At 44.6% G+C, this 16,057-nt stretch carries 12 protein-coding genes; 4 read left to right on the forward strand and 8 right to left on the reverse strand.

All coding sequences use genetic code 11. The features are described 5' to 3' along the window. Window positions 1-30 precede the first annotated feature (30 nt). The gene (locus AC27N8_RS15040; protein ID WP_487068198.1) at window positions 31-3,927 is read right to left on the reverse strand and encodes a hypothetical protein; all 3,897 of its coding nucleotides are present in this window, start codon (window positions 3,925-3,927) and stop codon (window positions 31-33) included. Window positions 3,928-4,534: 607 nt separating this feature from the next. On the opposite strand from AC27N8_RS15040, the gene AC27N8_RS15045 reads away from it, so the two are divergent. Further along, entirely contained in the window at window positions 4,535-5,317 is a 783-nt protein-coding gene (locus AC27N8_RS15045; protein ID WP_487068199.1) for a hypothetical protein, read from the forward strand. A 296-nt stretch (window positions 5,318-5,613) separates the two neighbouring features. Then, entirely contained in the window at window positions 5,614-6,189 is a 576-nt protein-coding gene (locus AC27N8_RS15050) for an acyl-CoA thioesterase (RefSeq protein WP_487068200.1), read from the forward strand. Between the two features lie 50 nt (window positions 6,190-6,239). On the opposite strand, the gene AC27N8_RS15055 is transcribed toward AC27N8_RS15050, so the two are convergent. The 3 genes from AC27N8_RS15055 to AC27N8_RS15065 form a co-directional block, all read right to left on the reverse strand. After that, window positions 6,240-6,737, reverse strand: a complete 498-nt coding sequence (locus AC27N8_RS15055; RefSeq protein WP_487068201.1) for a peroxiredoxin — start codon at window positions 6,735-6,737, stop codon at window positions 6,240-6,242. Window positions 6,738-7,657: 920 nt separating this feature from the next. Next, window positions 7,658-8,569: a helix-turn-helix transcriptional regulator gene (locus tag AC27N8_RS15060; protein ID WP_487068202.1), complete on the reverse strand. Its 912-nt coding sequence runs from the start codon at window positions 8,567-8,569 to the stop codon at window positions 7,658-7,660. 230 nt (window positions 8,570-8,799) lie between these two features. Beyond that, the gene (locus tag AC27N8_RS15065; RefSeq protein ID WP_487068203.1) at window positions 8,800-8,991 is read right to left on the reverse strand and encodes a helix-turn-helix transcriptional regulator; all 192 of its coding nucleotides are present in this window, start codon (window positions 8,989-8,991) and stop codon (window positions 8,800-8,802) included. 244 nt (window positions 8,992-9,235) lie between these two features. Between AC27N8_RS15065 and AC27N8_RS15070 the strand changes: the two genes are divergently transcribed. Continuing rightward, window positions 9,236-9,361: a hypothetical protein gene (locus tag AC27N8_RS15070; RefSeq protein ID WP_487068204.1), complete on the forward strand. Its 126-nt coding sequence runs from the start codon at window positions 9,236-9,238 to the stop codon at window positions 9,359-9,361. Between the two features lie 310 nt (window positions 9,362-9,671). Then, window positions 9,672-11,702 carry a recombinase family protein gene (locus tag AC27N8_RS15075; RefSeq protein ID WP_487068205.1) on the forward strand — a complete coding sequence of 677 codons (2,031 nt, stop codon included), beginning with the start codon at window positions 9,672-9,674 and terminating at the stop codon, window positions 11,700-11,702. Here the strand turns inward: AC27N8_RS15075 and AC27N8_RS15080 are convergent. The 4 genes from AC27N8_RS15080 to AC27N8_RS15095 all read right to left on the reverse strand — a co-directional run bounded on the left by AC27N8_RS15080 (window position 11,684) and on the right by AC27N8_RS15095 (window position 16,055). Continuing rightward, a complete protein-coding gene (locus AC27N8_RS15080) occupies window positions 11,684-11,839 on the reverse strand; it encodes a redoxin domain-containing protein (RefSeq protein WP_487068206.1) in 156 nt (51 codons plus the stop codon). The two genes, AC27N8_RS15075 and AC27N8_RS15080, sit on opposite strands and share 19 nt — an antisense overlap. Window positions 11,840-11,917: 78 nt before the next feature. After that, window positions 11,918-13,222 carry an ArgE/DapE family deacylase gene (locus AC27N8_RS15085; protein WP_487068207.1) on the reverse strand — a complete coding sequence of 435 codons (1,305 nt, stop codon included), beginning with the start codon at window positions 13,220-13,222 and terminating at the stop codon, window positions 11,918-11,920. A 100-nt stretch (window positions 13,223-13,322) separates the two neighbouring features. Further along, the gene (locus tag AC27N8_RS15090; protein ID WP_487068208.1) at window positions 13,323-14,153 is read right to left on the reverse strand and encodes an energy-coupling factor transporter transmembrane component T family protein; all 831 of its coding nucleotides are present in this window, start codon (window positions 14,151-14,153) and stop codon (window positions 13,323-13,325) included. An 81-nt stretch (window positions 14,154-14,234) separates the two neighbouring features. Beyond that, window positions 14,235-16,055: an ABC transporter ATP-binding protein gene (locus tag AC27N8_RS15095; RefSeq protein WP_487068209.1), complete on the reverse strand. Its 1,821-nt coding sequence runs from the start codon at window positions 16,053-16,055 to the stop codon at window positions 14,235-14,237. Window positions 16,056-16,057: the final 2 nt, after the last annotated feature.

Raw genomic sequence — 16,057 nt, forward strand, 5'->3', positions numbered from 1 at the left:
TTCTGCCGCTAAAGCTCATGTGCAATATACTTAACTTGCCTGTAACCACAAGGCTGTCAGGCGTGAGCGAATGAGAATCAATATGGTTGCAAGTATGATCAGAAAACCTCCGGTCAGGAATAGGGCAAGATAGGTAGGTATACCTAACGAAGGTAAAAAAAGTACGTGGATGGTAGCCACTATGATAAGTGCAGTTGCGCTCAAGATAAAAAAACGTAGCCGCGTAATAAACCCTAGCAAAAGCAACAGAATGGATTCACCGACTAATAAGAACGAGGGACCCACATTATTATGACTAAAGCTCAACCATAAGGTCGGACCTAATAAGAGTGTAGCTCCTAGCCATGAACATATCTGCCCCAGGAAAGTATGCTCTGGGAGAGTTTCATCTTTACTCATAAAAGGCGCGATAACTATAAGGTATACAGCAGGAGATGCACAGAGAAGAGAGAAGTCTGTTTGTGCTAATGCTAATAATTCACATGTGGCCACAAGTGAAAAAAACAAACCAGTGACATATAAAGTGCGTCTACGACGAAGGCCTTGTTGCTGCATACCAAACCATAAAAGAAGTACGCTAAAGACCAACAGTGAAATTGCTCCCATGTGAGCAAGCGGCTCACTCGCCGAGGATAATCTACTCCAAAAGATCGCGATACCTACCACTATGAGTTGTCCAAGCAAAGCAACCCATTGCGTCATGAGGGTTGAGGAACGTACATCTTTCAAACCAGGAAGATATCTCCAGATGAACTGCGAAACAAAGATAAGCATGAAGAGTACACAACAGCATCCCAATTGGAGCCAGAATGGTACAGACAAGTAAGCAATCGTCACGATAGCCAGCAAAACAACCAATAATATCAATTTATGAATACGCTCGATGAGCATAACCAGGAAAGCAAGCAAAACGAAAGAGCTCATCATGATAATATCTGGTATGTAAGATAAAGTGGCCCCATATATTTCGTTCCATATATATATAAGACCAACCGCGCACAAAGCAATTCCATACCATGTTGCGCCAGAGAAATTAGCTAGCTGAGATGAAATCCATCGCTTTAATAATCTCGTAGCGAGTATTCCCAATCCACAACTAATGAAGACCACACTCGCCAAACTATACGCGACCAGTTGTACTTGAGTAGAACAATCCACCGTGCCGAACAAAGAGGAAAGTACTACAGAAAAACACACATTGACTGTAGCCAGCAGTAGCATCCCCCACAAAGTAAACATCACGACAAGCCACAGTCCTATGGCCTTACGTTCATAAAGTGTGATGCCATACGCAATCAAGGCGTACACAAACAAGATGATTGGTACTGCCGCATAGAATGGGACGTTTATACCATGAAACACGCCAGTCAGACCTGTCAGCAGGGCAGCAAAGCAAGCCACTGTATAGATAGGTAGTACCTGAGGTAATTCCAGCCTACGCACGGTATGGCCTATCGCAGCGCTATAACGGTGCACAGAACGCATACAGATCCCCACACAAACAAATATCAGCGTGAATAAAGGAAGGCGATAAAAATCACCCTCTGAGCTGACGACAAACAAGCTCCAGCAGGTCAGGATCACAAAAGACCATAGCAATCCAAATTGTATAGGTTTATTTTTCTCAAAAATAACACCGATAAGATAGGTAAGACTGGCGAAGAGCAGCAACATCCATGCAGCAACCTGGTTTGATCCGTCGACGTATCCAGTATGATCCATCATCACAACCGACAGAAGAGCCAACACATAGAAAGGAAATGTCCAATCCGCTCCTACTTTAGAGCGCACCAGCGCTGCTACGATCAGTAATCCGAAAGCCAGGCCAGCTAAAAACCAGAATGGTAGAGCAGGAAACTGTATAGCTACTCCAGCAAAAACGGTCGAGACCACTAACAACCACTTTTCTTGCGTCAGAATAGCTGACACAAACCAGAACACAGCCAATAAGGCCATCTCAAGCACAAATGCATCAGGTATCGCCAGCCAGAGAGATAAAGTACTTACATATTCATTATTCACCTCGGACAGAATAAAAACCAGAGCATACAAGAGTCCAATCAGAAAAGCCGGCCACTCATAAAGATGCACTGACAGCCAGGAATTATCAGGTCGAGATTGTGCATACAGGGTAAGGGGATGGCTATTTTTCCAGCGATAGAAACCAGTCATAATAAATGGACTTACCATAACTACAAAGAAGAGCACCGTGGGAACCTGGAGGATGATAAACAAGGATAATACCGCAAGGATAACAGGTATTGTTAGCCAGAGATGAAGTCGGAGAGACGTCACCAGAAAGTATGAGACGACTATATACCATATCATAATCAGAGTTAGAGTGCTAAATTGAGCATTAAAACTCAATAATAGCGATTCAATGGCAATAATCAGAGACAAAAATGCCAGAGGATAAGACCAGTATTGACTCGTCAAACGATGTACTATATATGTTACGCTCGCACAAACCAGAGTGAAAGCAAACATTCCCCATAACAGCGAACCTGTACTCCACAACAGCCCGCTAACATATGTATAATTGAGCAACAGCCCACTCAGGAATAGAAGCCAGCACCAGTCACGCTGATTTGTTGCAGGAAGCTTTTGCCATCCAACATGATTAATCGTTATGCCAAAAACCAGCAAAGCAGCTAGCAAAATTGAGCCAAGATCCAATGGCATCCAATGATCAACCAAAGATTGTGGGGCAGCAAGAACATTCATCCCATAGCTTCTTAACAACATCTGCAAGACTATCAATGGATCACTGAGCAACACCACTAATAGAGCTAACACAACTATCATAATCTCAAGTTGCTTCATCACAGGTTTAACAGGCCAGGAGAAAGTAAACATCCTTTGTGTTAACGTCCAGTAACCAATCCCCAGTGCGGTAAAAGCCAGCATATAGCTCATATATTGAGAGGTATATACGTAGATGCATAAGCACACTGCAATAAACATGAGATAGGGAACAAATCGAGCCAGAAAATAGCGCCGTACACGCCAGATAAAGAGACTCATCCAGGCAAAAAAACCCAAAGACAAGATTGCAAAAGAAAGACGCATATCAAAACTTAGGGTAGATTGGTTCAATGCAAACAGCATCACAAAAGTAAATGCAGCCAGGCAACAGCTCCCATAAGCACAGGCATACATCAATACACGCGCAGGATCCTTTAATATATCCCAGGCGTGATCACGCCTGAGAGCCGGTTTGGAGGGCTGGGTGATAAAAAAGAGGAGCGGAAATGAGGGAAGAAGAAAGGCCCAGAACCACCATCCAGCGGACAGGTTAAAAGCCCACGATGTGGCAATATCTGCAACAGCGAGCGATACTGCGGCAAAATATCCAAAGGGTTTGAAATGCTGATAGATTGCCAGCATACTATAAACAATCATCGCATACACTGAGACAGAAGCAACCTGTGCCGGTGCGGAGATCTGAAAAATTTTCGTGTTCACCAGATTATAGAAAGCGAGTCCAACCAGCGGCACCTGTAGCGCAAAGATCGCTGTGTAAACGACCGAAACGATACGTATACTGGGAAAGCGAAAAGTACATGTTCCTGTCAAACCGAAGAAAGCATGCACAGCCAATAAAATCACAAAAGCTAATAAGGTATTAGACTCAGTAGCGACAAAGCTCAACGAACCAACCAGAATCAGGAATGCTCCCAGGGTAGCCACAATATTGATAGATTGATCGGCGAAAAACGAGGGCAAAGAAAAAGTCGGTTTAGGAACTACAGGCTCCAGAGCAGCCAACGGGGGATGATTAACAGTGGTATCAGCAGTCAAATCCGAGCCAACTTCAAGTGCTTGAGGAACAAGAGCGCCGCTCTCCTGAGACGACAGCGGAGACACAACCGGCAACAGAGCTATTGCTTGTGGCTGGACAGAACGCTGACGTTCAACAAGATCCAAATAAGATAATCTTTGCCGATAACCCCTGACTAAATCCCAGACCGTAAGGCTTCTCCCCTTATAATACGCCACACGTTCCAAGTCGTAGATGAAAGATTGAAGAAATGCTCGCTCTTTCGTTATATCAACCGGATACCCGCACCTGGCACAAACTTCCTGCGTACTATCATAAGCTGTTCCACAACAATCACATCGATCAGCCGCTCCATTTATAGACATATTTCCTCCTTAGTTACTCTCATTTATAAGGATTTCGACTGAATGCATTATTAAAAGGACAGAGAAAATAATAACTTCAATGTATCACAGTAACAATGTACAGTGACTCCTTATATACTCATGAGTGTCATATGAACCATTTTGTCGAGATTAGCTCTTCCTCGCCCAATATATGTCTATAAGAACACCTACTCACATCGACAATCTCTCATACTCAAATAAAACCTGATCACGTGATGGGGATTCTACTATGCTTCATAACGACCACGAACAAAGATACTCTTTAGCCATTTTAGCCCTTGTTTATGCTAGTAGTAAGACGAACAAGCTTGTTCGTCCAATTACCCAAATTTCTCTCGTCGTTCTTGAGAAAGGACATACATATCTCATGAAACAAAATCAAGATCAGTCTAAAAATCCAACCAACCAATTGCTAGATATGATTTCCGCCCAACGTGCCAGACGATCTGTGCTTAAAGGTGCAGTAGCGGGTATAGCTTCCCTCTCAGCTCTGGGCACAAATGCTTTTGTAAGATCTGGAAATGTATTTGCTCATGCTAAACCTCATCATGACGACAAACTTCAGAAAATTCTTGACATTGCAATCACGGCAGAACGCCTGGCCGTTACAACTTATAGCGCAGGCATTGCTAACGCGGCCCTGTTAGGCATCACAGGCAACAATCTGCTCTATCTTGAGGCTGCCGTTGTTGAAGAACAAATTCATGAATTCTTCTTTGAGTCGCTTGGTGGAGTGCCACTTACCAGCACCTTCAGTTATCCAAATGGTGCAACAACTTTCACAAATCTCACAACATTTATTAATACACAGCAGACGCTCGAGGGAGCTTTTGATTCAGCCTTCCTGGCAGGAGTAATTGAGGTTGCGCAGGCGGGACAGTTTAGACTGGCTCAAATCCTGGCGCAAATTGCCTGTATTGAAGCGGAGCATCGCGTCCTTGGTCGTACGATTATTGGCTACCAGCCCGCAGACAACCGTGCATATACACCTGTCCTGGTAAAAAAAGTTACCGATGCTCCCGGCGTACTGGCAGCAGCAGGATATCTCAGTCCAGCCATTGGCAACACATATTACTATGTGCCTGTCAATACTAATTTTCCGGGTATCGAATACCGCACACCGTATTCTATTGGCTATCCCAAGGGCTAATCTGATAGGTAGATAAAACAAAGGTCCAGATACAGTACATATTCTGCCTGACATATCTCACCCGGGTAAATAGTATTGTGATCTTACACTTCTTGAGTTATCGCGATGATGGCAGATACAACAGCATATATCTACCATCACGCCTGATCTAGAAAAATTTCATCCTCAAAACAGCACCACGCCTCTAAGATCCTGCCTTCGAATACTAATAGTTATAAAAAGCCATACTTGTGACCTTGTTAGCAAATAGAGTATAGTATTTGTGTTGCTACTATTTGTGAGAGGTCAGGAAAGAAATGAATCCATTCGATAGAATATTTGCCCGCTACCGCCACTTCCCAGACGTGGATTTGACAAAAGGGAGGAGTATTGCCTATTCTCGCAGCTCTACTCGACGCATGATGGAGTTAATCGATGCCAATGGACAGGGAAATGTTCATGGTGGGGCGATCATGCGTATGGTAGATGAAGCGGCTGCCATCGTTGCCCTGAAGCATAGTCAGAGCCCAACGGTCGTTACGGCTCGTGTAGAGCGCTTTGATTTTCTGGCGCCGGCGTTTATTGGAGACGTTGTCTCGGTTCATTGCACGATGCACTATGTTGGCAGAACCAGTATGGAAGTAGGAGTAGAAGTTACCGCCGAAGATGTTATCTCCCAGGAGATACGCCAAATCGCCAGTAGTTATGTGATCTATGTCGCACTGGATGAAAACCGAAAGCCCCGGCCAGTACCACCACTGGAGCCAGCCGACGACGAAGAAGCACAACTGATCAGGCAAGCACAGCTACGTCGTCAGCAACGCAAAAAGATCGATGAAGAATTTCAGCGCATGCAGCAAGACATGGCGGATAAGCACGCTACAGGCGAATAAATATCTTTGGCACATTCATCGATGCCGATAAATGTGCACTCTTCAGATACTTACAGATGCAACGCTTCGATGGTATCAAGAACCTCTTGAGCATGACCATCCGGCTTCACCTTATGCCAGATCTTGCGTATCACACCCTCTTTATCAATCAAGAACGTCTGGCGATCGACCCCCATATATGTTCTCCCATACATACTCTTCTCTTTCCATACATTATACTGCTGGACAACTTTCTTATCAGTATCTGCCAGCAATGGGTAAGGTAAAGAATACTTATCAATGAATTTCTGATGGGACTTGATATCATCGACGCTAATACCAAGCACGATCGCACCTCGTTTTTGCATTAAATGATTGGCATCGCGGAATGAACACGCTTCGGTGGTACAGCCGGGAGTGTCGTCTTTTGGATAAAAATAAATCACAATAATATGGTTTTTTAATGCGCTTAGCTGAACATGACCGTCATGTACTACCGTCTCGTCTCCAATGGCTGGAAGTATAAAATCAGGAGCGGGTTGCAGCTCTTTGACCTGGGTTTCACTCATAATAACATCCTCATTTCAAAGCAGTTCATAAAAATACGTGCTTTGATTAGTGTATCACAGGCTATACAGATTCAGTACGAGGCGAGATACCTAATATCACTTCATATTTATCCAAAATCTCAAGGAAACTGATATTGCCAAGATGCTGCTGATAGCGCAGCATCCACATTTCCTTATAGGTTTCTTCGGATAATAGGCGCACCGCGGTGGATAGGAACTGCCCTTTTTTTCCATCGCATCCAGGAACGCTTCTGCCTTGGCTATAAAATCAAACAAACTTTCTTCGTTCGACCTCATAATGGGATCAACAAAAGAAAACATCGGATCGAGCATGATTACACAGCCTCGGCATGCAATAGGAAACGCAGTATAGCTGTATTTTACCATTACGCTAGCAATGTCGGAAAGTTATGTCAGTAAATCAACATAGCGCTAGCGTAACATATTGGAAAGTTGTAAGGGTGGAGCTATTCCTATACATACACGATTATGGTATTATCATCACTGTAGTCGGTCATGACGACGGATCGCGAGTGGGCAAAACTGCAACTGGATGTCGAAATTAATGTGATTCGCTGATGCTAGGAATATCCAAGCCTATCCATTTCATACCCATTCTTCCAAACATGCCCTCTCCACTCTGGCTTAGTCAAACATAACATCCTTTATGTTGGTAGTGATTCCCTGCCCTACACCCTGCTCATATTCACCCCTCTTCCCCTACCCACGATATACATTTATGACTGCTGTATCTGTCACGGCTATCGTTGATTTTTATTGTATTAAAATGTCTCGGTGGGACATTTAGTTATCTTCTCAGTGCTTAACTCCATATTTTCTAGGAATTGATGAGGTTTTAGAAGAAAAAGGTCTCACTATCTGTCAGTGGGAGGAAAAATTTTGAATGAGGGGATATTTACTTAAGCAGCAAGTGCAACAGAAGAGAAAGAAAGGCTGGCAGGAGTAGACTTTTTTTTATATTCCATAATAAAGTGCACAATGAAACTAACGATACCAATAACACATTCAAAACCTTGCCAGGCTGGATCGCTAAGTATTTGATGTATGATTTGTGTTACGTTCATCACACTGGTCACTACCTCTCCTACGTCAATCTGAAGATGGATTGTAAAGAAAATGGACGGGATGATTCTATAGAAACCGCTTACGAGAACGTACTGATATATAGAGGTAAATTTTTCTGCAATATACGGGACATACATCGTTATGTCAGCTTGGTCGAAAACAACCACACTCTCCATGAAATACGCATATAAACCTTTATTCCTAATATCTTCTAAAGGCAATATCTCTTTTAGAGATGTTGTGTTTAGTGGCGAGAACATAAAGACATTTGCAAGCTCTATCATCGGAGCCTTATAACTTTTTATCTGTCCGCTAATAGTTTTAGCGAGATTATACAACTCATTAAGTAATTGTAATCCGAGGTACAAATCTCTTTTACGTCTAGAGCCCGCAACATAATGAGAAGCACGAGATAGTGAAAATAGATGAATATATCCATTTGATCTTATCTCTGGTTCATCTATTGATGATGAGGCAGGAGTAGATAATGAAGAATCATGTTGGTAGATATGGTAGGATTTCTGTCGTTTTCTGACGGGTTCTGTTTCCAGTCCAAGTTCTTGAAGAGTTGTATTGAGTGTGGCACAAAGCCTCTGATGGAATTGTGATCGTGGAAGTGTCTCACCTCTTTCCCATCGAGCGATGGTCTTAGAGCTACTTCCTATTTGTTCTGCAAGCTGAACCCTTGTTAAATTGTGTTGCTCTCTCGCGATTTTTAAATTATCGCCGAATATCTGATCTTCCACTGCAAGATGCATCCAAAGGTATTTGTATACGATCTCTATCTTACTCTATAAGTGCACATTAATAGCGTTATTATGCATGAAAAATCTTGCTTAGTCAAGTGGATAGCAAAAAGAACTCTATGTAAACCACGCACTCAATGTCTTCAATAATCAGTAAACAACGAAAGGCCGAAAAAGCGATGCACACCACGCGCTAATTGTAAATGGCAGGAAACGGAACCCACCTTCTCCTATTCCGCCTCATCATCCATCGTTTGACGATTCTTCAGCCACGTATCCAGATCCGCACGTCTTACCCGGTACTCACGCGCAGAAATCTTTATGGCAGGTAGCGTCTTTTGCCTCACAAATCTCCTAATAGTCTCGATATGAAGTTGTGTTATTTTTGCTACCTGGGCGAGCGTCAGCAATTCATCTGACAAAATCCACCACCTGTTTTTCCTAGATTATAATCCGGTTGTACGAAAGCGTCAATCATTGCGCTTTGATGTTTAAAATAGCGTACTACTTTCATTTAATTGACAATGTTGTGTCAAGTTGTGTAAGATAGTGAAGGACGGCATCAATATTGGTGAGGGAGGTCCCCCGCGCTAACAAGGAGAAGCTTTTAGGAACATCAAAACCTGTGTAAGTCGTCAATGTTTCCAGTCAAGGATATGGGAGTATATGACAGAGAAACCAGCCACCCCTACGCGGCAGACACCGCTGCACCAACGGAACGCTATTACGGGGGGCTGCCAACGAAAAGCCTATCCCGTCGCGTTCCAGTTTAAAAAATACATGTGGATGTAAGCCATACTGGCCATGATATTGAACTCCACACCGTTACCTATCATGAATGGTCTACCATTTTATTGCCAAAAGTATCAGCCATATGGGCAATCCCCATGCTGAGAATGCCGGGTATATCACCGGCTGGTAAGCCGCTCTGTTTGAAAACACCAGTATGCATGTGGGCAATGCAGAAGACAAAGTACATTTGCAAGTTATTTAGTGTAATGTTATCCTCTACAGAATATAATATATATTACATCAGTAAAAGGACTCTATATTTTACAGCCCCTTTTCCTCTATCCAAGGCAAGGAAAGATAGGTAAACGTTTTGCTTAACCATAAACAGGAACCCGCCACCCATAAGCGTGCCGTCATTTATTGCCGTGTGAGCACGGACAAGCAGGAACAGGACGGCAAAAGCCTGGAATACCAGGAAGAAAAATGTCGGCAATATGCGGAGTTGCATGACATGGATATTGTGCTTGTGCTTAAGGAAGCCAAAAGCGGGTTTATCCATTATTCTTTCCGTGAGCAGCTTACGCTCGCCCGCCAATTTGTCCGCGATCAGATGGCAGAGATGATTATCGTATGGGACTTACGTCGTTTCTCCCGTAATTTTGTCCACTCTGCGATGATTTTCGAGGAAATCGAGAGCTTAGGAGCGGAGATTGTCAGTGTCAGCGAGAACATTGACAACAGCCTCACCGGCAAGCTTATCCGTTCTATCCTTGCCTGGAGTGCCGAATCCGAGCGTGAGAAGATTGTAGAATATGCCAACCGCCATTGGCAGACACGGCTTGAGCATAACCTGCCTGTAGCAACGGGGCGTGCTCCCTACGGCTGGCAGTGGGGCGATAAAGACAAAACCTATTATGTGATTAATCATGAAGAAGCCGCCGTGCGCTTTTCGATCTTTGAGATGTTCGTAAAATTGAATATGAGCATACGCGGAATCGCTAATAAGCTTACGGAAGACAATATTTTGCCACCCGCTAAATCCCGTGGAGCAAATGTCAAGAGCATTGCCTGGCAACTCTCCACTGTCCATATGATTTTGAAAGACGAAATCAATATTGGCGTTTTGAGGATACTCCGAAGCAAGAAAGTCATTACTCCGCGTGGAACCGAAGGCCGGGTTCCCAATGAGCTGATGAAGGTCATCACTGATGGCATTCCACCGATTATTCCTCTGAAACTTTATGAGATGGCGCAGATGAAGCTGGAAACCAACAAAGTAAACCTAAGCCATCTTCATAGGAATCCAAAAGATTATCTCCTTAAGTCCCATGTTTTTTGCACGAGTTGTAATTATAGGATGGTAGGACGTTACCAATACAGTGGAAAAGCACATTGTTATTCCTATTACTGCTGTGTTAATAACAAAAACAAGTACGATTGCTGCTGTGCTCCTCAACTCGTAAGGACAGACAAAATAGATGCGTTGGTCTGGGAGGATTGCTGCAAGGTATGTGAGCAGCTTGATATGATACAGGAAGTGTTGCAGCGCAATATAGAGCAATCACTACAAATTATTTTGGAGGATACCAAAGGCAAGCAAATCATTGAGCAGCTTTCCGCAGAAGTGTCGTATGCCAGAATGGAGCGGGATAAGCACCCCGAAGGCAGTTATTATTATAAGCTGATTTCGCAGGATATTCGGGAAAAAGAAGAGCGGCTGCACAAATGCGAAGAGCAGTACAGGGAATCTTCCGATATCATACGATTATCGGATATATATCAGAAAAGTGTTGTGAATTTCCTGGATTTTCTTAATACGATGAAGGGAAGATACCACGAAGCCGATTTTAAGGAAAAGCGTAATGCGCTGAGTGTGCTGGGCGTGAAAGTATATATCCATCCCGATACTTACAAAGCGCCAGAGCCTGTAGTTATTGAATCGGATCAGGAATGGTTTTCCATTGCCGAAGCCGCCGAGGTAAGCGGAATCAAAGAAAAAACGCTTAACTATCATATGAATTCCGGCAAGCTACAGGTACACCAAAGACCTTTACCGCGAAAAGTGATGCATCGGGAGACACTTATTAAATATCTTTCCTCAAGACGTTCTTACAAGAATCGCGCCATTAATCTAGACGATTACGAAGATGAATGGTTCACCGTAAATAAACTGGTGGTGAACAAAGTCACAACATGGCACACGCTGCACCGCGCTATTAACAGAGGGGAAGTGGAACTGGATACGATTGAAGAGTTGCATTCTTTTATTCACCGCGACGAGCTGAACCGTTTTTTGCGGGAAAATGCGCTCCGGCCAAGGAATGAGCGGGAAAACATCATGCCAAGACTAGAAATCACGTATACCCCAAATTTCACAGGTGTTCAGTTCTCCTTTGGATAAAAGTAAATAATCACTGGATGTCCATGGAGATCGGCCAGATGAACCTGACCATCTTTGACAATATCGTCACTTCCAATAGCTGGAAGCGTGAAATCGGGAGCTGGCTGTTGTTCCTGCACGGTTATTGTTTCGCTCATAAGAAACCTTCAAATCAACTATTTACTGCTAGTATATCATCTACAGAGCAGCATCATCGCAAGCGCTTTTCATGAATCTCACATAGCGTCGCGCTGTACACCAAGAAGTTCAGCGGTCGCCAGCGCCATCACTTTAATCGAGGCCAGAAGATCCTCGATTGCCAGCGATTCGTCAACGATATGAGCTTGCGTGATCTCGCCGGGGCCATACACGATACACTGTTGAATACCAGCATTCTGCACCACAAAACGTTGATCGTCTGTTCCCGGACTACAGACATAACCGGGATCTCGCCCAAGCACCTCCTGTATAGAGCGCGTAAAAGCCTGGACAAGTGGTGTTTCGGCACTTACCCAGGTAGGAGCAGCCGCATAACGCTCAGTATATTGATAGCGAAAGTCGGGGACAATCTGCTTTCTATGCTCCAAAATATCGCGCAATTCATGACGAGCATCATCCAGACGCTCACTCGTCACCAGGCGACGATCAAAGGAGACGGTACAAGTATCGGGAACGCTATTCACGTTCGTCCCTCCCTGTATCATAGTAAAGGCAAGGCTGGCCGCGTTGGCATTGATCGGCACAACCGGATGATGGTTTAAGCGTTGCAGCAAGCTTGGAGAGAGTTGTCTGGTTGCCTCCTCGATAAAACCGGCCATATGCTCAAGCGCATTCACTCCTTGTGCCGGCGTGCTGCCATGCGATAGCCGGCCAAAGGTTTGAATCTCACCCCAGATCGCTCCACGGTGTCCTAAACAGATATTATCAACATTTAAAGGCTCAGTAATCACTACATAATCGGTATGCTCAAGAGAAATATATCCACGCTCGACTAACACCCCCATGCCAGCATTTCGATTACCGGTACTTTCCTCATCAACCACGCCACTTTGCTCCACACTTCCCAGCAGATGCAATCCTGCACGCCTGATCGCCTCCACTGCATAGATCTGAGCCGCGATTCCGCCTTTCATATCCGCAGCACCGCGCCCATAGATGCGTTCGTTACGCACCTCTCCTCCAAAGGGAGACGCCGACCAACCCGAGCCAGTTGGGACAACATCCATATGTCCATTAAAGTGCAAGACAGGTGCCGGCTGAATTCCCGGTAGACGTCCAAGTACATTTGTACGCGGTAAACTTTCGCCATATGGAGCCAGTTCTGCTGACTCGGACTCCGTCAACTTTATGTAATCAACGTTGTAGCCCAGGAGCTGTAAATGATCTCCAATATAATGAGCGCATTCATGATAAGCATTTCCGGGTGGATTGACACTGGGAATTTGTATTAATCCCTGTAGAAAAGTAACGGATTCCTCAATTAGCGCTTCCGCTGCACTCAAAATGGCCTGTTTATCTATTTCACGTAAGGTATCTGGCATGCAGGACTCCCTCTGGTCTGGTCGCAATGGATAGGTTACAAAAGGCGCTTATCTTTACACTCACACATTAGTGATCATCCTTGATCTTGCAATCCCAACATTAAAAAGTATAAAGATTCACCACGACAAGCACAACACATACAGCGATGGTCAACACAAGTGCGATACGATCAAAGCGTTCAAAATGTAAGGCCCGCAACTTCGTCCGTCGCCAACCGTGATGAGCTCCGTAACAGCGAGCCTCCATAGAAACGGTCAAAACCTTTACTTTTAAGAAAGCGCTCACAAATAATGGGATCAGCAATAATGTCATCTTAGAGACGCGTTGAAAGAGATTCCCCTGATCAAAATTTAATCCTCGTGCCGTCTGAGCCTTCATCAGACGCTCAACTTCCAGAACAAAGATGGGGACAAATTTCATAGCGATAATCACAACCATCACAAGAGCACTGACAGGTACACCAATTTTTTGCAACGGAGAGCCTAAAGCCTCCATACCATCCGCCAGGTCGACAAGTGATGTAGTGAAGCTCAACATGGTCGCCAGATAGTAGAGAAAAATCACACGCACGATCGTCAAGACGCTGATAATAATCCCCGCCCATGAGATATTTAGCACCCACCAATGCCATAATGTCTGCGAAGGCTGGCTGGGCACATAAAACAGAACCTCAAAGACAAATGCAATCAGGAGAAAAATCACAAATGGTTTCAGACTACTTAAGACATAACGAATTGACACTTGTGCTTTCCAATGTAATATGCTACAAAAAATAAGGCAGAGGGCAAAGGCCACAAAGCTGGAGAGAAAAGAGACGATGGCAATCAGGAGAACAGCGCAAATGAGCTTCGCACGCGGATCCATACGAGAGATTGAAGACCCATTATTAATATATTGTCCAAAGGTAACATAACGAGAAAGCTCAATCATACTCATACTCCATCACAAGTACACCTACAAACAGAGAACACCAGCATATTTCCTTCAGGGTAATTCCCAGTGTATGGCACTTTAGCGTACACTCGAATGCACCATCTGCAACGCAGCCTCAAGCTCTGGGAGATCAAGCACATCGGTACGCAGCGATGGAAAATTTTGCCGTAAAGATAAAGCAATCTGAGCAGCCTCAGGCAAAGCGATATCAAGAGAGCTCAACGTATGAGCCTGATCTAAAATCTCACGTGGTGAACCACTCAAGAGCAAGCTCCCCTGATCGATGATGTGGATTGTATCTACCAATTCAACCACATCTTTGAGGCTACTTGAACTATAGATAATAGTCAAACCTTCGCGTCTCTTTAAGGTTCGAATCAACTCAAAAAGCTCGTCGCGTCCTCGAGGATCTAGCCCGGCCATCGGCTCATCAAAAATAATTACCTTCGGCTCCAGAGCTAATACGCCAGCAATCGCAACGCGGCGCTTCTGGCCGCCACTCAACGCATAGGTATAGCGTGAGCGAAAATCCTCATAAGGTAGCCCCACAGCCTCAAGCGATGCCTGGACCCGGCGACGTGACTCTTCTAACGAAACCTTATACTGCCGAGGTCCAAAAGAGATATCTTTCCCGACGGTCTCCTCAAAAATTTGTGCCTCTGGTGATTGAAAAACGATGCCTACATGTGCTCTAATCCGCGTCATCTTAAAAGAGCTGGCTCGTGTATTCTCACCCTCAAAATACAGAAGGCCCGAGGCAGGCTTAATCAATCCTGCCAACATGTCGCAGAGCGTCGATTTTCCCGAGCCAGTTGGTCCAACGATACCGACAGATCCACCCGCCTGAAGTGAGAGGGAGATGTGCCTCAATGCTTCTTGCGCAAATGGTGTATTACTACGATATGTAAAAGAAATATCTTGCAAATCAAAAACAACCTGCGGCGTAAAAGTATCTACCGCTGACACAATCTGTTGTTTTGATATGAAAGCATCAGATACTGATTTGTCTGGACCTTGTACATCATAGCCCTCACGCTCTTCTTCTGATCTGGCTTTATCCTCAGGCTCTGGCGGCCGCGCCTGCAACAACTGTTCAGGAGTTAAAACAACTTCAGGCAGATCTCTCCATCCTTGATGAGATAATTCTTGACCAAGTCGTGTCGCCATTGGAACATCTAACCCAACAGCCTGTAACTCATCTGCCCGAGCAAAAACCTCTGCTGGAGTCCCATCCATCAATACGCGACCCGCATTCATTACGATCACGCGATCAAAAGATACAATCTCCTGCATAAAATGAGTGATATGTACAACTGTCATACGGCGTTCATGGGCCAATTTCTGTACCGTATCTAATAACTGACGCACGATATGCCCTGAGATCATCGTCGTAGGCTCATCCAGAATCATATACCGAGGACGCATCGCCAGCACACCAGCAATCGCAACACGCTGCTTGAGACTAATGGACAGCTCACTAATCGACATTTGCTCATATCCTTGTAGATCAAGCAGTTCGATAGCCTCTTGTACGCGTACAGCAATCTCAGCACGAGGCAACCCTAGATTCTCAGGCCCAAACGCAATATCGTCAATAATGGTGGTAGCGATCAGCTGATCATCCGGATTTTGAAAGACAACGCCCACGCGTTCGCGAATAGACCAGAGATCTTTTCCCTCAAACTTGGCTTCCAGACCATCGATCTGTACTGCTCCGGACTGAGGGAAGATAATGCCTGCAATTAATTTCGTCAGCGTACTTTTCCCTGATCCATTATGTCCAATAATTGCCACAGTCTGGCCTTCAGGGATACTCAAGGAAATATGTTGCAGAGCAGGAGCAACAGTTTGCTGCTCCTGCGTACTATAGTTAAAGGTTATATCCCTTAGTTCAATCATAA

The sequence above is a fragment of the Dictyobacter sp. Z7_2 genome, assembly GCF_057551105.1.